The sequence below is a fragment of the Arcanobacterium ihumii genome (assembly GCF_900604515.1).
Classification (GTDB): Bacteria; Actinomycetota; Actinomycetes; order Actinomycetales; family Actinomycetaceae; genus Arcanobacterium_A; species Arcanobacterium_A ihumii.
Map to the genome: position 1 here is coordinate 155,019 of NZ_UWOS01000002.1, position 19,411 is coordinate 174,429.

12 protein-coding genes are annotated in these 19,411 nt (G+C 50.4%); 5 read left to right on the forward strand and 7 right to left on the reverse strand.

The window, feature by feature from the left end:
• Positions 1-99: 99 nt before the first annotated feature.
• The gene (locus EIH22_RS05805; RefSeq protein ID WP_124054871.1) at positions 100-2,394 is read left to right on the forward strand and encodes an MMPL family transporter; all 2,295 of its coding nucleotides are present in this window, start codon (positions 100-102) and stop codon (positions 2,392-2,394) included.
• Between the two features lie 49 nt (positions 2,395-2,443).
• Here EIH22_RS05805 and EIH22_RS05810 read toward each other — a convergent pair whose 3' ends face one another.
• A complete protein-coding gene (locus EIH22_RS05810) occupies positions 2,444-3,250 on the reverse strand; it encodes a GNAT family N-acetyltransferase (RefSeq protein WP_124054872.1) in 807 nt (268 codons plus the stop codon).
• Between the two features lie 120 nt (positions 3,251-3,370).
• The gene (gene aspS / locus EIH22_RS05815; protein ID WP_124054873.1) at positions 3,371-5,170 is read right to left on the reverse strand and encodes an aspartate--tRNA ligase; all 1,800 of its coding nucleotides are present in this window, start codon (positions 5,168-5,170) and stop codon (positions 3,371-3,373) included.
• 201 nt (positions 5,171-5,371) lie between these two features.
• Here aspS and EIH22_RS05820 point away from each other — a divergent pair, with 201 nt between their 5' ends.
• Entirely contained in the window at positions 5,372-6,892 is a 1,521-nt protein-coding gene (locus tag EIH22_RS05820; protein WP_160149030.1) for an MFS transporter, read from the forward strand.
• Positions 6,893-7,129: 237 nt separating this feature from the next.
• The gene (locus tag EIH22_RS05825) at positions 7,130-9,082 is read left to right on the forward strand and encodes a DEAD/DEAH box helicase (RefSeq protein WP_235001793.1); all 1,953 of its coding nucleotides are present in this window, start codon (positions 7,130-7,132) and stop codon (positions 9,080-9,082) included.
• 163 nt (positions 9,083-9,245) lie between these two features.
• On the opposite strand, the gene EIH22_RS05830 is transcribed toward EIH22_RS05825, so the two are convergent.
• The 4 genes from EIH22_RS05830 to EIH22_RS05845 form a co-directional block, all read right to left on the reverse strand.
• On the reverse strand, positions 9,246-10,907 hold the full coding sequence (locus EIH22_RS05830; protein ID WP_124054875.1) for a GTPase: 1,662 nt from the start codon (positions 10,905-10,907) through the stop codon (positions 9,246-9,248).
• Positions 10,904-12,727, reverse strand: a complete 1,824-nt coding sequence (locus tag EIH22_RS05835) for a dynamin family protein (RefSeq protein WP_124054876.1) — start codon at positions 12,725-12,727, stop codon at positions 10,904-10,906. The genes EIH22_RS05830 and EIH22_RS05835 overlap by 4 nt, the downstream gene beginning before the upstream one ends.
• On the reverse strand, positions 12,728-14,056 hold the full coding sequence (gene hisS / locus EIH22_RS05840; RefSeq protein WP_124054877.1) for a histidine--tRNA ligase: 1,329 nt from the start codon (positions 14,054-14,056) through the stop codon (positions 12,728-12,730). It abuts the gene before it with no gap.
• Positions 14,057-14,180: 124 nt separating this feature from the next.
• On the reverse strand, positions 14,181-14,903 hold the full coding sequence (locus EIH22_RS05845; protein WP_124054878.1) for an MBL fold metallo-hydrolase: 723 nt from the start codon (positions 14,901-14,903) through the stop codon (positions 14,181-14,183).
• 122 nt (positions 14,904-15,025) lie between these two features.
• On the opposite strand from EIH22_RS05845, the gene EIH22_RS05850 reads away from it, so the two are divergent.
• Both EIH22_RS05850 and EIH22_RS05855 read left to right on the forward strand, forming a co-directional pair.
• A complete protein-coding gene (locus tag EIH22_RS05850) occupies positions 15,026-16,369 on the forward strand; it encodes a DUF349 domain-containing protein (protein WP_124054879.1) in 1,344 nt (447 codons plus the stop codon).
• A 118-nt stretch (positions 16,370-16,487) separates the two neighbouring features.
• Complete coding sequence (locus EIH22_RS05855) at positions 16,488-17,045, forward strand: hypothetical protein (protein ID WP_124054880.1); 558 nt, start codon at positions 16,488-16,490, stop codon at positions 17,043-17,045.
• 31 nt (positions 17,046-17,076) lie between these two features.
• On the opposite strand, the gene EIH22_RS05860 is transcribed toward EIH22_RS05855, so the two are convergent.
• Positions 17,077-19,368 (reverse strand): RelA/SpoT family protein, encoded by a 2,292-nt coding sequence (locus tag EIH22_RS05860; RefSeq protein ID WP_124054881.1) that lies wholly within the window; start codon positions 19,366-19,368, stop codon positions 17,077-17,079.
• Positions 19,369-19,411 lie beyond the last annotated feature (43 nt).

A 19,411-nucleotide genomic window follows, 5' to 3' on the forward strand; every position in this document is an offset into this window, starting at 1 on the left:
TGATATCATCAAACCGATAACATCAAAAGACAAGTTTGAAACCCAAAAAATCTAATTAAGCTGTAGTCACATTTGGTCGCCCGCCTATAGAATATCAACATGTTCGGATTCCTAGGTCGCAAGGTGTCTCGCAAGCCCTTGTTCTTTATCATTCTCTGGCTGATACTAATGGTAGCTGGAGCAACCAGTGCACTGTGGGGTTTCAGCCAGGGAAATCTATTTGAGCGCATGGAATCCTCAAAATCCATGGTTCCAGGTTCGGAATCCGATACCGTAATTCAGGCTCAGTCTGCCGAAAAGAATGGCGAGACCATCACCGCGATCATTACCGGCGTAAACACTGTTCAAATGCAGGCCGATATCACCGATTTCCGAAACAGCGTCAAGAAGATCGACGGCGTTAAAGAAGTTATCGACCCAGTTTCGATTGATGCAAAGTTCAAGGCAGAACTAGAACAACAACGCGTCGGTGCGCTCGCCGCCGCGGGCGGATCACCTCAAGCCACCGCACAAATTGATGCACAGTTCGCCCAGATTCCAAACCCTGCAAATGACTTCATGACGCAGCATGGTTACGCATTAGTCATTCAACTCGAACCGGGCGCACAAACTGAAGCTCACTACGCCGTCGTCGATAAACTTAACGAGTTCGAAACCACAGTGAAAGCAGCTGATCCCCATGGATCCCTCGGCTATATTTCCAGCACTTTGATTAAACGCGCAATCCTAGACCAAGTCGCATCGGATCTCGTGCGAGGCGAAACAATTGGCCTTCCAGTTGCGCTGTTCTTACTGCTATTCGTTTTCGGGGGTGTGATTGCCGCAGGTCTTCCCCTAGGATCAGCCATTGCATCAATTGCCATTACCATGGGAATCGTCTGGGGAGTGACGTTTTTTACCAACGTCGATTCCTTCGTGTTAAACATCATCACGATCATTGGACTTGCACTTTCAATCGACTATGGCCTTCTAGTAGTTTCGCGCTATCGCGAACAAATCTTCCTTGCCTTCGCGCGCCACGGTTATGATTCCCAGTCAAAAGAGCTTCCCGAGCAGACCCGCTCAATCATCGTCCAAGCGGTCGAAACAACAATTGCCACCGCCGGCAGAACAGTTTCGTTCTCTGCAATCACCATCGCATTCGCAATTGCATCACTCTTCGTCATGGACGCACCAATGCTGAAAATGATCGCGGTGGGTGGCGTCGTGGTAACAATCTTTGCCGTTTTTACAGCGGTTACGCTTGTCCCTGCACTAATCCGAGTTGCCGGCGAGAAGCTCTTGCATCCTTCGCCACTCAACCAAGTCCCTGGTTTTAACCGGCTCTTCAAGCGCTTTGGAGACGCCACTACTGAAACTGGATTCTTCTCTAACCTCGCAAAATGGGTTCACAAACGGCCGTGGCCGGTATTGATCGGAATAACCACGTTGCTCATAGTTGCAGCAATTCCGATCGGTGATCTCAAGATGCGCTCAAACTTCGTTGAGTACATTCCAGTCGGTCAAGAAATGGCGGTTCTCAACACGATTGAAGCCGACTACCCTGCCCTACGCACCCCTTCTGTCACCGTCCTAGCCGACGCACCAGAAAAGGATGTCCAAAACCTAGTCAAACACATCGAAGCCATCCCTGGAGTTTCCAAAGTTGCCACACCGATCACCGTTGATGCAGGCACGATTATAAACTTGTTCGTCAACACCGAAGATCCGGTCGGTCCAGAAGTCACCAAGGTCGTTGAAGATTTGCGTGAGTACGACGCCGGATATCCCACCCATGTTGGAGGAGCCGCGGCAGTCCAGAAAGACTTTATCGATGAAATCACGCGCGGTGCACCTTACACAATCGCGATCATCGTGGTTTCAGTGTTTGTATTGCTCTTCCTTCTTACTGGATCAGTGATCGCACCACTCAAGGCGTTATTAATCAATACACTTTCGCTGGTAGCATCGATCGGAATCACCGTGTTTATCTTTGACCACGGACTCTTGGGACTCCCCCAGACCTTAGGAATCGAAACCTTCGTGGTGGCGTGTGCAGCAGCGTTCGGATTCGGACTCGCCATGGACTACGAAGTATTCCTGATTGCCCGGATCAAAGAATATTGGGATGCAGGCAATTCAAACGATGCCGCCGTAGAGAAGGGACTGCAACGTTCGGGTCGTATCATCACCGCAGCCGCCGCAATTATCATAGCGGTATTCATTGGCTTTATTTTCGGTGATCTGCTCCCAATCAGGCAGATCGGAGTTGCACTGGCAATCATCGTATTTGTTGATGCAACCCTAGTTCGAATGTTGCTAGTACCGGCTCTTATGACGCTACTAGGTAAGTGGAATTGGTGGGCACCAAAATTCCTGATGAAGTTCTACGAACGATTCAAGATCGTACACTGACCACTACAAACAACGCGCGTAACGGCTTAAAGCCGGCTTCTAACAACGCTTAAACGGCCAGGCTCGAATAATCCTTAAACGGGCGTGGGCCACCAATAATGAGGCGCGCTCCCCGAGTAAGCCCTAGACGTAAGTAAAGCTTACGAGCCTGGTGATTCCAGCCCCACATACCAAAGTGAATGACTTTGCCCTGCTCAAGCCAGTAGTTAACAGTGGCAACCATGACGGCACTCGCCAAGCCTCGCCCGCGATAGTCTTGATCCGTGGCAAGGCCCGCAAAATGCATCTTTCCGTCATTTTCGTGAGCTCCCATAACGCAGGCAAGTTTGGAGTCTTGAGCTCCACCGTCAGCCGGAATCACGAACCAGTCAAGCTTATCGACGTTTTGCACCGCTTCGGAGATCGGATTAGCTTTCTTCAAAACAGCCAGAATTGCTTCGCGTTCATGTAGATACTCTTCCGTACCAGATTTGATAACGCGAACGGCGTCGTCTCCCTTCACAGACGGAATCGGTTCCGTAGCAAAGAAAAACTCCCACTCGTGGCCCCAGTGGGTGCCAAACTTCGCGCGCAACTCATCGTCCATTGCTTCATAAACATCGCGATTCATCATCAGTTCCAGATCACCGAGAAACTGCTCAGGAATCTGCTTGAGCTGTTCAATAACCTGTTGTGGCTGGCCGAATGCAGTTCCTTCATACTTAGTCCCAGATTCATTTGATTCGCGTGTCTCAAGGATCGTCACCGCGCAGTGCTCGTCACCATAGGAAAAGATGATCCGATCCTGCGCATCATTAAGTTCTGGTTGAATCTCAAACTGCCAAAAAGGGCTACGCATTCCGGCCAACAGTTCCATATTTCTCCTTGTTAGAACTATAAGACGAGGGTTTCCTACCAGTGCTCATGCACACAGGAAAACCCTCGCCCTTGAGTGTTAAGAAGTTTACTTCAACTTCGAATGTTCCTCAGAAACAGACTATTTTTTGGAACCTTCAGATTCCTTGTCCTTCTTCTTTGGCTTAGCGTCAATTCCGGCTTCCTTGCGTTGCAAAGCAGTGATTGGTGCCGGAGCGTCCGTCATCGGATCCCAACCGTTACCGATCTTCGGGAAAGCAATGACGTCACGGATCGAAGGAGCCTTGGTCAACAAAGCCACGATACGGTCCCAGCCAAAAGCGATTCCACCGTGAGGTGGTGCACCAAACTTGAACGCATCGAGCAAGAAGCCGAACTTCTCCTGAGCGGCTTCCTGATCCAAGCCCATTACCTTGAATACTCGCTCTTGTACATCGCGGCGATGGATACGGATTGAGCCACCACCGATTTCGTTTCCGTTACATACGATGTCGTAGGCGTAAGCGAGTGCTTCACCTGGGTTCTTATCGAACTCATCGAGCCACTCTGGCTTTGGTGAAGTAAAGGCATGGTGAACTGCGGTCCACGCGCCACCTGCAACGGCAACGTCGCCTTCTGCTTCAGCATCCTTAGTTGGTTTGAACAACGGAGCATCAACAACCCACACAAATGCCCACGCATCTGGATCAATAAGATCGCAACGCTTTCCTATTTCGAGTCGTGCTGCGCCAAGCAATTCGCGCGAAGCCGTTGGCTCACCAGCTGCGAAGAAGATGCAATCCCCTGGCTTCGCTCCGGTTGCTTCAGCAAGTCCGGCACGCTCTTCTTCGGAGATGTTCTTAGAAACCGGACCACCAAGTGTTCCGTCTTCGGCAATCGTTACATACGCCAAGCCCTTAGCACCGCGAGCCTTTGCCCACTCTTGCCACTTGTCAAAAGTACGGCGTGGTTGCGAGGCACCACCAGGCATAACAACTGCACCAACATATGGATTTTGGAATACGCGGAACGGCGTATTCGCGAAATATTCGGTGAGATCAACGAGCTCGTATCCGAAACGAAGATCTGGCTTATCTGAACCGAAACGCTCCATCGCCTCACGGAAAGGCATCCGTGGAATAGGAGTTGTAAGCTCTACCCCAATAAGCGACCAGATGTTCTTGAGGATATCCTCCGCAACTTCCATTACGTCGTCTTGATCCACGAAGGACATTTCGACATCGAGCTGAGTAAATTCAGGCTGGCGATCCGCGCGGAAATCTTCGTCGCGGTAGCAACGAGCAATCTGGTAGTAACGCTCCATGCCTGCAACCATCAAGAGCTGCTTGAACAGCTGCGGAGACTGTGGCAACGCATACCACGAACCAGGAGCCAGGCGGGCTGGAACAATAAAGTCACGTGCGCCTTCCGGAGTGGAACGAATCAAAGTTGGAGTTTCTATTTCAACGAAGTCGTGACCATCAAGCACACGGCGTGCAGCCTGGGAAACCTTGGCGCGAAGACGAATCGCATTCTGTTCATAGGAGCGACGCAGATCAAGATAGCGGTACTTGAGGCGAGTTTCTTCGTTCACGGATCCGGCGTCTTCGGCGTGATCAGATACCTGGAACGGAAGTGGAGCTGCTGAGTTCAGAACCTCGATATCGGTGGCTTCTACTTCAACATCACCAGTAGGAAGCGCAGCATTGGCGTTCCCCTCAGGGCGCTTGTTAACTACGCCAACAACTTTAATAACGTATTCGGATCGCAGTTCGTGAGCGACCTCTGCACGGATCGTCACCTGCGCAATTCCAGAAGCATCGCGAAGATCAATGAACGCGATTCCACCGTGGTCACGGCGTCGGTCTACCCAACCAGTGAGCGTAACGGTTGAGCCAATATCTTCTTTTCGCAGTGATCCTGCCATTCGTGTGCGAAGCACATCGACCTCTTTTCAGTTATTCGTTATCACCCGCGAGACGAGCGGGTTACAGCACGTATCGAGACGGGAAACGTGCACGAAATAAACTCTACGCTTCCGCGCTTTGACCACAAAACTTGTACTCCTGTTTGCCGTCTAGGGAGCTATAAGTCACAAGCTATGCCTTTGCTAAACCTTTTGTTTTCCCAAGACAATAGAAGAGTGACTAATTCTCAGTTCAACGGTCAAGAAGATCAGCACGTACTCAAGAAAAGTCGGAAGCACGGTATCAAATCATCACAGGATTTACCTTCCCGCTCGCGCTCCGATGTTTCAGCGCGCCGCCGAATCTCACGCCGACTCCGTAAGCCGGCTCCTCGCCTTACCGAAAACTTAGAATTCTGGTTACGTGTTATTTCCGTTTCTTTGATCACCCTGGTGGCCTTCGAAGTTATCGCTGTTGCGACGGCGATGCCTTACGTAGTTGCCGACCTCGGGGGCGTTCGCTATTACGCACTCACCTCTGGAATCGCTCTGGCTTCCCAATTAATTACGACGGCGATTGCTGGTGTTTGGTGCGATGCTCGCGGTCCTAAAAAAGTTCTCTATACCGGAATTATGCTTTTTGTAGCGGGTCTAGTAATTGCAACTATTGCAACTAGTAGCGCGATCCTTGTGGTTGGACGTGCTGTACAAGGTCTTGGTTCTGGGCTGTTAATTGTTCCGCTATACGTGATGGTGAGTGCTTATATCCCTAGACCGAAACAACCGGCAGTTTTTGCATCATTTGCAGCTGCGTGGGTACTTCCCTCTCTTATCGGCCCGGTAATTGCCGGTATCTTTGTTGACTACTTCCACTGGCGCTGGGTATTTGGAATCACGCCTGTATTGATTATACTGGCTGCTCCTTTTGGATATTCGAAGGTAAAGCAATTCCCACCGATCAATGATCCGCTTCGAGTACCTCAGCTTCCTCGTATCGCAATCTTTGCAGTGCTCACCGGAATCTCAGTGGCATTACTACAGGTCCTTTCGGGAACAGAATCCACAGGCTTCACTCCCCTTACTTATGCGCTCATCATTGCAAGCTCACTGGCGTGTTTCGGATTTATCCGTCCGCTTCTACCTACCGGAACGCTCAGCGGGCAACGCGGGCTACCAGCTTCGATCTTCTTCCGTGGGCTTATTAATGGAACCTACATAACGGTTGAACTTTTCTTGCCGCTCATGCTTAAAGAAATTCACCATTTCTCTCCTACCTCCGCCGGATTTGTTATGACGGTTGGATCAATTACTTGGGCTGCAGGTTCATGGTGGCAGGGACGAGTCCATAACCCTCAAGTACGCAATCGGCTTCCGCTGGTCGGCGCCGTGTTACAGCTGGTTGGAATGCTTCTTACAATCTTGGGTGTTTTCCCTTCTCTGCCGGGTGAAGTCGTCTTCATTGGCTGGCTAATCGCAAGTACCGGATTGGGAATCTCCTATCCGGCGATGACGGTCCACTCCCTAGCTCTCACCCCTCAAAAGCTTCACGGGAAAACATCGTCTGCACTGCAAATCTCTGATACCTTGGGATCGGCAATTTTGATTGCCTACGCAGGAATTCTGTTCTCTCTTACGCAGTCCTTTAATAACCATGCGTTTACGTGGGCAATAGGCTTTTCGTGTTCGATGCTCTTAATTGCCTTGTGGCTCGTTAGACGCATCACACCCGTGACGCCGGTTTCAGATGAAAACGCCTAACAGCGGCGGTATTTGCGCCAATTAAAGGTCCATATCCAAGCAAAAATTGTTTACGTGCGGCAATTCACCACGGCAATTATCGCATTTATCGTTATCTGCCTTATATGCTTGTAACGCGCCAAAGTGGCGCATGGCCTTTGCCGACTGCGTGTGTAATGTGTGTGTTTTTCGGCAATGCGGCGAGCTTGGACCTCGAATCCGCCAAGGCCCGAAAATCAATCACGTTTGGACGTATTAATGTCGGATAATTCCGTAACTTTTGCTGACTTAAACCTGCCCGAAACAATTTTGCAGGCAATCACCGAGATGGGATATGAAACCCCAACCGCAATCCAGCAGCAAGCTATTCCACACCTCATCGATGGACGTGACGTCGTCGGCGTTGCACAAACAGGTACTGGAAAGACTGCTGCTTTCGCGCTCCCGATGCTCAAACACACGGACCCTGAGCTTCGCGAAGTTCAGGCACTCGTGCTCGCACCTACCCGCGAACTTGCGATGCAAGGTGCCGAAGCAATCGAAACTTTCGCTTCCAAGACTGGTGGACTTGACGTCGTCGCTGTTTATGGTGGAACCTCCTACGGTCCACAGCTCGGCGCGCTTCGCGGTGGTGCCCAGGTAGTTGTTGGTACCCCAGGCCGAGTAATGGACCTTATCGATCGTGGTGCGCTCAAGCTCGAAACGGTTCGCTACTTCGTTCTAGACGAAGCAGACGAAATGCTTCGCATGGGCTTCGCTGAAGACGTAGAGAAGATCGCCTCTGGATTGCCCAATGAGCGTATCTCCGCCCTGTTCTCCGCCACGATGCCCGGTTCGATTCGTAGTGTTGCACAGTCCCACCTCAAAGACCCGGTGGAAGTCACTGTATCGCGCCAGGCTTCGACAGTTGACACCATTACCCAAACTTTCGCGGTCGTTCCTATGCGCCACAAGATTGGTGCGCTTTCTCGCGTACTTGCAACTACCGACGCCGATGCTGCGCTCGTTTTCGTTCGTACCCGCGCAACAGCCGAAGAACTATCTCTTGAGCTCACCGCCCGCGGTGTAATGACAGCGGCACTCTCAGGTGACGTACAGCAAAAGGATCGCGAGAAGTTAGTTGAGCGTCTTCGCGCCGGAACGATTGACGTACTTGTTGCAACCGACGTCGCAGCTCGTGGTCTTGACGTTGAGCGCATTGGACTTGTTGTTAACTTTGACGTTCCTCGCGAAATCGACACTTATGTTCACCGTATCGGCCGCACTGGACGTGCCGGCCGCGAAGGAACTGCTCTTACTTTCGTAACTCCTAAGGAACGTACCCGCCTTCGCCGCATCGAAAAGGTTACTGGTGCCCGAATGGCTGAAGTTGAGCTTCCAACTCCTGCTGAAGTTTCCTCTCTTCGTGCTCAGCGTATTGTTGATAAGGCTATTGAGCGCCACGCAGTTGGACGCCTCCACGTCTACGAAGACGTTCTTGCAAAGTTTAATGAGACTCAGAGCGAGTCCGAATCTCCACTTTCCCAGGAAGACCTAATCAAGGCGCTCTTGGCTCTTGCAGTTCGCGATCCAGGGCCGCAGGCTAACGACGAACCTGAGTTCATTACCGCTAAGTTCGACGACGGCGGTCGCGAACGCGGTTCACGTGGAAATGACCGTGGTGAGCGCCGCGAGCGTCGCGGAGACAAACGCAAGCCCACCTTTGAGGGAACCGGCACCATGTACCGTATCGAAGTTGGCCGCCGTGACGGCGTTTCTCCAGGACACATTGTTGGTGCAATCACTGGAGAAGGTGGAATTGCTGGATCACAGCTCGGAAAGATCGATATCTTCCCATCGTTCTCACTCGTTGAACTTCAACATGAACTCGATGAACAGACTCGCCGCCGCATTGGTAAGGCGCGCGTAGCCGGACGCATGCTTAATATTGCAGAAGATCACGGACCTGGCCATCGCCCAGTTGCTGGGTCAAGTAATGACGATCCTGAGTTCCGCAAGTACCGCGCAGACCGTAAATTCGGTGATGACCGCCGTAAGCTACGTTCTTCTGGTCGAGGTGAACAAGCTGGAGACAGGCGATCGAGCCGTGGATTCCGCGATGAGAATCGTGAGCGCGGATTCGGCCGTGGTGATCGACGCGGTTCGCGATTCAATGATCGCGGAAATGATCGTGGTGGACGTCGTTCCTTCCGTGATAACGACCGCTGGTGATGTGCTCAAGCTGGATTTGAGAAACTCTAGCTTAAGCAATACTTAATCGGAAGTGGTGGGGTGAGAAGATTTGGGCTGAACAGCCCAAATCTTCTCACCCCACCACTGGTTTTATTCAGTATTTGAAAAAGTTCATCTGCTCAATAGTCAACCTAGTAGCGGATTATTTACCTACCTTCGCCAAAGACCGCGCCAGGATAAGGAACTCATTGAACTCTTCGATTGAGGCAAAGAGGGGTGCAAACAACTCTTTATCAAGTTCCACACGCAGAGCATTCTGAGTGTTCTTGATGAAGCGTCGTTTGATTCTGCGTGCCCTGCGCCTAACTAGGATGCGTGAAATCAAAGCAGCTAGTCCCCCTCCTAAGATTCCACCAAGCAAAACCAAAAGAGGTACACCGATCTTTACGATTCCAGCAATATCTACCTTTGGTGGATCAGCAAGCTGAATTTGGATGAGGGGTCCAAAGACCAGCAAACCTATCCAAGCAAGCCCTGCGATCGTTAGCAGACCACAGAGCCACTGCACGAAGCTTGCCATTATCCACCAACCTGGGTTGCGTTGATCAGCAAAGTTCGAGTTCTTAACAATCAAAGCTAGCTTCGAAGAAAGATCCTCCCCTTTTGCCTTAAGATCAGCAATCACTTCGTTTCGCCAGTTGCGTGGTAGATCTTCCAAAGAATTTCGAACAAACTCACCAACGCTATTATCAAATTGTGCATGATGAGCAGGATTGATTTCGATGATAGGTATCTTAAGCAAAGGATCATCACTCTCACCGCCGTCGTTCTTTGTACGTGAACTGGTACCAAGATCGAGCCGGAAACGTTTAAGTGGATCGACTTTATTTTTAAGGATCCAGCGGGTAAAGAACCATCCCGTTTTCTTTTGACCACGATATACACAAGAATCGAAGAGGATGTCAGCCACTCGGTCAATTCCCAGAGCTTTACCCAGAGGATTCACCAAGGTGCTTCCTTGAACTGTAATCTTCTTAGTCTCAATACCCGAATCAGGTCCTTTGTTTTCTTCTAAAAGCGACTCAGAAATATCCCTGATCTGTGCACACATATGCAAATAAGCATTATTTTTGCGCCGAACTACGGTTCCAATCTTTGACCGTAACTGTACTATCCCAGTTCCCTGCACAGCAGAAGTAGGAACAACCTCAACATTAATGCCGTGGGCACGGATATGGCGTTCAGCGTCAGCCACTACTGCCTGAGCTTCAGCCGGCTTGAGCATATCAATCTGGTTGAGGACCACAACCGTAACTTCGGCGTGGTGCCTCATCGACGAAAGATAATCGTCATGCACAATCGAATCCGCATATTTTTGTGGATCAAGCACCCAAACTAAAACATCGACTTTTTCGGCGAGCTTGCCAGCAATCATACGGTTGTGATCGTTGGTTGAATCAATATCAGGAAGATCAAGCATAATTACCGATGCCGAACCCTTGCCGGTAGGAAGCCCAAGAGTTTTCGAAAATGCTGGATCAACGTGCCGGATCCGAACATCCAGCCAATCAAGTAATTCAGGTACTGGCTTCGTGCAAATTGCTTGGGCTTCGGAGGTCGTTGGGCGCGTTGGAGCAACCCTTGCAAGTTCTATCCCTGTGACCGCGTTAAACAGCGAGGACTTGCCTGCACCGGTACCACCAGCGAAGGCAACGACGGCGTGCTCAACTCCGTGTTCACGACGCTTGGCACTATAGTCCAAAAACGCCTCAATATCGTCCGTCTTCTTCGCTTCAATTCGACCTTGAGAAAGTTCAAGGATCTGTTCTAAATTTGTGATCCCTTCTGCAAACGAAATACTCATGATCGAATCTTCCTCGTCGTTATCGCGCCATGAAGATCCTCCATGTTTTCTTTCAACTTATCCAAAACCTGCTCACTGACGCTTCGCTTAGCAAGCTCATCGATAAACACATTCTTATCCGTCGCTAAGAACTCACTAACGCGCCGATCAAAATCATCACGGGCGTCTGCCGTCATTTTTCGAACTGCATCGTCTCCAAAAATCGCTTCGAGCACTCGCTGTGCGACAACAGCCGTTCCACCCGCCACAGCGATTTCTCCGCCCACCAGACCACCGGTCGAGGCGAAGACTACGATCATCAGTGCCACACCAACCGCATTGATGCCAAGTGAGACAATTCGTGCCATGGCTCGCTTGGACTCGCCGCGTTCACGAATCATCGCCAAAAGTTGCACCTGCCAATCACGCACAAGTCTTTCAGCGGTTTTCTTTCGCTCGTCTTCGCTGCGAACCCTGCTACGAACCGTCTCGACCAGAGTATCCGTGCCTTCGTGCTTCGACCAAGTCTCAAAAGTGCGCAACACTGCCTGCTGTGAATGGGCAACAACCATCGTGTAGGTTACTTCTTCAACAGCTGCTTCGACGTTCGAAACACTCGGCTTCTTTGTAGTAAAGAAGCTGGTGATACGATCGCGAATCATCGAAATTTGGGTTTCGAGTTTGCGCGTTATTTGCCCGGCACCAACCAAATCCTGCCAGGTACGAAGGACTTCACCGCGCAACAAGACTCCACTGCCGAGTTCTTCAACCATAGCTCTGCGCGCTTCTTCGATATTACCATCGAGCGTGTCTGTGAGTTTCCGTGAAAGTAAAAGTTGTTCTTCGTACCCTTGGTGAACCTCCTCGACGCGGTCAGCAAGCTGCGTAACCGCGCCCATCAGGGTTTGCCGTGCCACAAGACTCCGCCCAGCGGTATCTCGTGCAATCCCAGCGATCCAATCGCGGATCGCCACAATATCCAGCTCAGGAAGTTGCCCGTGCTCCCCTAGATCAGATTCAGCAATCGTAAATAAGGGAGCGTGCGAAAGACCACGTTCGCTAAGTTTGCGGTCTAAGTCCGCTCGCACCTCAACGCCTACACCAATCGGTACTCGGTTAAGAAGCACAGCGATTACTAAGTTTCGCCGCGCTGCATCATCGAGCATCACCCATGGAATCGCATCGGCGTACCGATGCGCAGTGGTAACAAAAATCCATAAATCAGCTGCTGCCATCAATTGCGCAGCCAAAACACGATTTGCACGCTCAACCGAGTCAATATCAGGCGAATCAAGCAGAGCAATCCCCCGCGGTACAAGAGTTGAGGTCTTTACCGCAATTTCCATAATCGCACGTTCACCGTCCGCGTTTACTGAAATCTCGCTACCATTTGCTAAGACGCGCTGCGAAACGTCGGTACCCGCACCGGCGTCGTCCGCCATTTCGGCATCGCTCCCCGTGCGCCTCGCCAAATCTGGCAGAATTCGAGCGTACTCAAACCAATGAGCTTCATCAGGATGGCAAATAAGTGTGGGAATGCGAGTCGTTGGGCGAAGCGCAGATGCCTTCGTCAGGTTCTCCTTCAGGAGCGAGTTAATCAACGTGGATTTACCGGATCCTGTAGAGCCTCCAACCACTGCAAGCAACGGAGCATCGAGCGAGGAAAAACGTGGAAGAATATAGTCATCTAGCTGATGATTGACATCTCTCCACGCTTCTTGCGCATCGTCACTACCTACAATCGCAAAAGGAAAGCGCACCAGATTGAGTGTGCTTCGTAAATCATGAAGCACACTCGGAACCGGATTTTCGGCTGAATCTGGTACAGAAGCGTCAAGCATTTAGAGCTCCGGGTTTATCAAACATGGATGCAAATCTTCGGTTGCTGGCACCCAAGCAGTTGGATCGGCGCTGAGCTGCTCGCCACTGCGGATATCCTTAACCTGTTCACCGTCGTCGGTGGTAAACCAAACAAATGGAATACCACGCTTATCGGCGTACTTGATCTGCTTGCCAAATTTTGCTGAGTTCGGTGAGACTTCGGTGGAAATACCACGTGCACGCAGACTCATTGCCGTCTTTTCCGCGTGCCGACGCTCGCTTTCATCATTCACAGCGATCAAAACTGTCGTCGGTACTTTTCTGGTAGGTTCAACGACGCCCCGTCCAATAATTCGTGCCAAAATACGCGAGACACCGATGGAAAGCCCTACTCCTGGGAAGCTTCGCTTACCATCGCTAGCTAGTGAGTCATAGCGACCACCCGAGCAAACCGAGCCGAGGTCTTCGTGACCAAGCAAAACAGATTCATAAACTGAACCCGTGTAGTAGTCAAGGCCACGAGCGATCTTTAGATCCGCTTCGATCGCTCCTGGAATGAGCTCGTTTGCACCTTCAACTAGGTTCACGAGCTCTTCAAGACCGGTTTCAAGCAGTTCGCTGGTATATCCAAGTGCTTTCACTTCATCTGCAAAACTGCCATCGGTTGCACGAATCTCAGCAAGCTTGAGCGCTAGCTTCGCTTGTTCTTCCGATGCCCCCACGCGCTCTGCAAGCATCTCAACGACTACCTGTGGACCAACCTTGTCCAGCTTGTCGATCACACGCAAAGTTTCTTCAACGTCTTCAATCCCGATAGCCTCGTAGAACCCCTGAGCAAGTTTTCGGTTAGATGCTTTAATGACGACGCGCGGAATCGGAAGCTTAGAAAGCGCATCCACCATAACGAGTGGAAGCTCAACTTCATGATGGAAAGATAGGGTGTCTTGGCCAACCACATCCACATCTGCCTGTACAAATTCACGGAAGCGTCCATCTTGCGGACGTTCACCGCGCCAAACCTTCTGAATTTGATAGCGACGGAAAGGAAAGTCCAGATGCCCTGCATGCTCAAGAACATAGCGTGAAAGTGGCACTGTGAGATCGAAATGCAAACCGAGTTGTGCATCACGATCGTTTTCTCCCGCTTGAAGACGATTAAGAAGATATATCTCCTTAGAGGTCTCCCCCTTGCTGAGCAGTTGCGAAACGGGTTCCACCGCGCGCGTTTCGATCCCAGAAAATCCATGGAGTTCGAAAGTTGAACGCAAGGTATCTAATACCTGTTGCTCTACAATTCGACCTGCTGGTAACCACTCTGGAAATCCTGATAAAGGTGCAATTTTTGCCATGGTGCTATTATTTCATTTCTTTAGAGAGATCGAGGAATCTGGAACATTCCGTTATTAATTCAGTGTACAAAATCATGATGCGGTTGCGGAGCTAAATCGGATTTGCGAAGTTTGCTCATGAGCCTTAGCTCATTGCCGCATGCAGAAATTCTGAGTGGCGCGTTTCATGGAACATTGAGGTTTGCGGTCCGTGACCTGGGAAAATAATGGTTTCAGGCTTAATTACCTGAACCAGGAAACGCAGCGATGATGCCATTTTCTGGTCATCACCCCCAGGTAGATCAGTCCGCCCAATTCCGTTGTTGAAGATGACGTCGCCCGAAAGCATATAAGTTTCGTCGCGATCCGTATTTCCGATGCCATGTGGTCCAGCAAAGCTCGCACGCCCCGCGAACAAGAAAACCGAAGATCCTTCCGTGTGACCGGGTGTCGCGATTGCACGAATGGTAACCCCTGGGACGATCTCAATCGACTCAGAATAGTACTGCTCTGGAAGCGACTGAAGATTCTCCGGCTTCTTCCACTCATCAATCCCCATTCGAGGAAAGGCAATTGCAAACTGTGGCATTCCCAAGTACTCAAGTGGATTTTCAAGACAATAGAGATCTGGCTTTGGCACATAAACAGGCTCATCACCAGCAACAGCGGACACATCCCACACATGATCAGCATGACCATGCGTCAAAAGAACAGCGCCAAGGGTCAGTTCGTGCTCCTCTAGCGCCGCCTGAATCCATGCTGCAGATCCAGCTCCGGTATCAACGACGAGCGCGACTCTTTCGGCATCGTCGGCAATTATATAGGTATTCGCTTCGAGGAAGGTTTCACTGTAACGCAAGATGATCATAAGATAACCGTACCTGAAATGCGTGGTTGACTGCATTTACCCGAAAATCTGCGTACAATAATTTCTGAGAATTACGCGTACGGTGTGGCGAAGCCAACCCCGTCCTCTAAGGAGCATCAAAGATGACCGAATCCACGGAAAATGCCCGTCCAAAGATCCCAGTTCCACTTCCACGCCCGGAAGCTAAAGTTGCCGCGCCGGTGCCGCACGTTGACGACGCAGACGCAGCTGCCGCAGCTAAATGGGGACGAGTCGACGACGAAGGTAACGTCTGGCTACGTTCTTCTGGTTCAGAGCCAGAACGCATCGTTGGGCAATATGCTGCCGGTGGTACCGAAGAAGATGCCCTTGGGCTTTACGTACGCAGGTTTCTAGATATCAAAGCTCAGGTGACGTTGCTTGAGTCACGAGTAGCGAAGATTTCACCTGAAGAAGCACGAAAGTCATTGAAGTCGCTCAACGATTCGCTTGTAGAGCCCGCAGTTATTGGTGACGTAGAAGATCTGAAAAAACGAGTGGCTGCACTCGACACCAAGATCGAGGAACGCGCTGCCGAAGTTGCCGTTGAGCGCGAGCAAGCAAAGGCCGAAGCCCTTGCTAAACGCACCGCGATTGTTGAACAAGTAGAGGCAATTGCAAATCAAGACCCAGAAAAAACTCACTGGCGCAATTCACGCGAGCAGCTCAATCAGCTCCTTGACCAGTGGAAGCACGCCCAGCGTCACGGCGCACGAATCGATCGACCAACTGAAGACGCCCTTTGGAAGCGTTTCTCTTCAGCACGTACTCAGTTTGATCGTCACCGTCGCCAACACTTCTCCGATCTTGAGTCCCAGCACAAACAGACCATTCATCGCAAGGAAGTACTAATCGCGGAGGCAGAAGCCCTTCAGACCTCAACGGACTGGAGCTCAACCGCTGCTCAGTACCGCACACTGATGGATGAGTGGAAGCGTGCTGGTCGTTCGACTCGCAAAGACGACGATCGCCTCTGGGAGCGCTTCCGCGCAGCACAACAGGTATTCTTCGATGCCCGTACCTCGCACAACGCAGCTTTGGATGAAGAGTTCACCGCCAACCTTGAGCAGAAACTAGTCCTTCTTGAACAAGCTGAGAAACTCCTCCCGATCGAAGACGTAGCAACCGCTAAGGAACAGCTACGCAACATTGGTGAGCGGTGGGATTCTATCGGTCGTGTACCTCGCGCAGATGTTGCTCGCACCGAAGGCCGGCTTCGTGAGATTGAACGCGTGATTCGTGATGCTGAAAACGAACAGTGGGCAAAGACGGACCCGGACAAGCAAGAGCGCACCTCTGGTATGGCGCAGCAGCTCGAGCAGCTTATTGCTGAGCTTCAGCTTCAATTAGCTCAGGCTCAAGCTGAAGGTAACACCAAGAAGGTCAAGGAATACGAAGATGCTCTTAAAGCTCGTCAAGAATGGCTCAAGGCTGTTCTCGAGAACTAAACAGCGACTAGTAAACCACGAGCGGTTTCTTTAGACCTGTAAATTTTCGGGTGGGGTTGGTTTCCACAGTTGTGGAAACCAACCCCACCCATATTAGTAACTTTGATATAAGTTGGAAATGGCAGAGTTTCCAACTATCGAGGCTAAAAACCTAGCTGACCTCAACGACTTTCGATTCCGCAGTGATCACTTTGTAGAGCTTTCTTCGGGGCGTTATTTTGCCCTGCTGGAGTACTGTTCCTCAGCCCAGTTCCGTGCTTTCGCATACAGGTCGCTTATACATCCAGGTGATATTCTTACCCAGTATTCAGCACTTTGGATTCACACCGGCTTAGTAACTCCTCAATTGGCACAAGGACCTTTCGTAGTACGTCGAGATTCAAAGCATCGAACATCATGCTCAAGGCGCAAAATCCCCGGTTGTCACACCCTGACACTAGCGGGAGTTGAACTGATGAGCGCCGATCGAACAGTAGTCGAACTCCTAGTAGCCGATCTAGAATCCGGAATTAGTTATTTACCGAAGTTAATACGTGCAGGTGCCACCTACGACGGCGTAGAAAATGCAGCAAGCGAAATCCATTCCGTTCCGGGTAAACGGCGCCTACAAGCGATATTAAGGCAGCTCCCCCGCGATATTTTTACTTTCAATGCACGTGGAACTATCAAGAAATGAGGCTACAATATTCAGAAAATACGTGGCGTCATTAAGACATGACGCGACGGTGAGCGTCTTTCTTTGATGCAGTAATACGATATGCATCGTAGACGCCCTCGATCTTTCGAAGTTCCTTTAATACCCGGTCGAGGTGGCGTGGATCCGAAATTTCGAAAATGAAATTCGAACGTGCCATCCTCTCACTAGAAGTGTTAATAGACCCAGAGATCATATTAATATCGTGCTCACTAAGCACCTTGGTAACATCTGCCAACAGTCCCTTACGATCGAGTGCCTCAATCTGTACCTGAACCAAAAATACTCCCTCAGGAGTACCGTCCCATGCAATATCAATGAAACGATCAGGTTCGCGACGCAAGGAATCCACATTCGGGCAGTCTGCACGGTGCACTGAAATTCCTTTACCGCGAGTCACAAATCCAACAATTTTATCCGGTGGTACCGGAGTACAGCACTTAGCAAGTTTGACTAGAACATCGACGTCGTCCAAATTTGAAACAACAACCGCCGAGGACGCATTTCCCTCACGCCGATGCTGGATCCGAGTTGGTGTAACTGCCTCAGACATCGTTTCTTCGACGCCGGCTTGACCACCTTGTGAAGAAATAATTCGGCGAACCACCGTCTCCGCCGAAATTGACCCTTCGCCGATTGCCGAGTAAAGATCAGAGACATCGGTACGGGTGAAGTCTTGCGCAACAGCTTTCAACGTCTCGTGAGACATTAGCCTTTGAACAGGCTCGTTCTTTCGTCGAATCGTCTTTGCTAGCTTTTCTTTGCCAATTTCGATTGCTTCGTCGCGTCGGTTTCGAGTAAACCAAGATTTAATCTTTGCTCGAGCACGAGGCGTTGCAACAAAGTCCATCCAACCTTGTGAGGGACCCGCGTCATCAGATTTAGCGGTGATGATATCAACCGTATCACCCGATTCTAACCGGTGATCAAGCGTAACTAGGCGATCATTAACCTTTGCTCCCACCGTCTTGTGCCCGACTTCGGTGTGGACTGCATAAGCGAAGTCAACTGGCGTCGAACCAGCAGCGAGCTCCATGACTTCGCCCTTTGGAGTAAAAACGTAAACTTGGTGTCCAGACATTTCATAGCGCAGAGAATCTAGGAATTCTGCTGGATCTGCCGTATCACGTTGCCAGTCAACAAGCTGACGTAACCATTCAAGTTGGGTGTCTTCTGCACTGGTTTCAACCGAGCCACTTTTTTTATTCGGGTTTTCCTTGTATCGCCAGTGGGCAGCAACGCCAAATTCTGCCCGACGATGCATATCGTAGGTGCGAATCTGGATTTCAACCGTCTTACCGTTTGGTCCAATGACCGAGGTGTGAATCGACTGATAAAAGTTAAATTTAGGGCTCGCAATATAGTCTTTAATTCGCCCTTGAATTGGTGTGAAGATTGAGTTGGCAACACCAAGTGCCGTGTAGCAATCCTGGATTTCGTTAACGAGAACTCTAACACCGATAAGATCGTAAATATCTTCGAAGTCGCGACCCCGAAGGATCATCTTTTGGTAGATTGAATAGTAGTGCTTAGGTCGTCCAGAAATCGTACATTCTACTCGAGCCTTAGTTAGCTCAGTTTCCAGTGACTTCTTAATGTTTTCGATGTAGGCAACCCGCTCTGGGCTTCGGTCCACAACCATTCTCTCAATTTCGGTGTAAACAGCTGGATAAAGAGTCTTGAACGACAGGTCTTCGAGCTCCCACTTAATTGAGTTCATTCCGAGTCTATGTGCAAGCGGTGCATAGATTTCAAGCGTTTCGCGCGCTTTCTTCGCAGCCGACGCCGATTCCACAAACCCCCAGGTCCTCGCATTATGGAGACGGTCACCTAATTTAATAAGTAGAACGCGGATGTCCTTTGCCATGGCAACAACCATCTTGCGAACGGTTTCTGCCTGAGCAGCTTCGCCATATTCGACCTTGTCTAGCTTAGTAACACCGTCTACAAGGAGCGCTACCGTTTCGCCAAACTCCTTAGTAACTTCTTTTAAGGTGTAGCCGGTATCTTCTACTGTATCGTGTAACAGGGCCGCGACGAGAGTATCTTCATCCATCCCCAATTCTGAGAGAATTTGACATACAGCAATCGGATGAGTGATGTACGGTTCTCCAGACTTGCGCTTTTGGCCTTCGTGGCACTTATTTGCAACCTCGTAGGCGTGAATAATGCGTTCGGAATTCAGCGATCTATCGCCAATAGCTTCAAAAATGTCAGAAAGAGCTTCTGGGATCATTACCGATTCACGCTTGCTCAGCCACGAATACTTAGATCGAAACCGCGACGCCGAGTGATGTTCTGACATATTTCCACCTACCATGCTGTGATTTTACGGCAAAATCACTGGG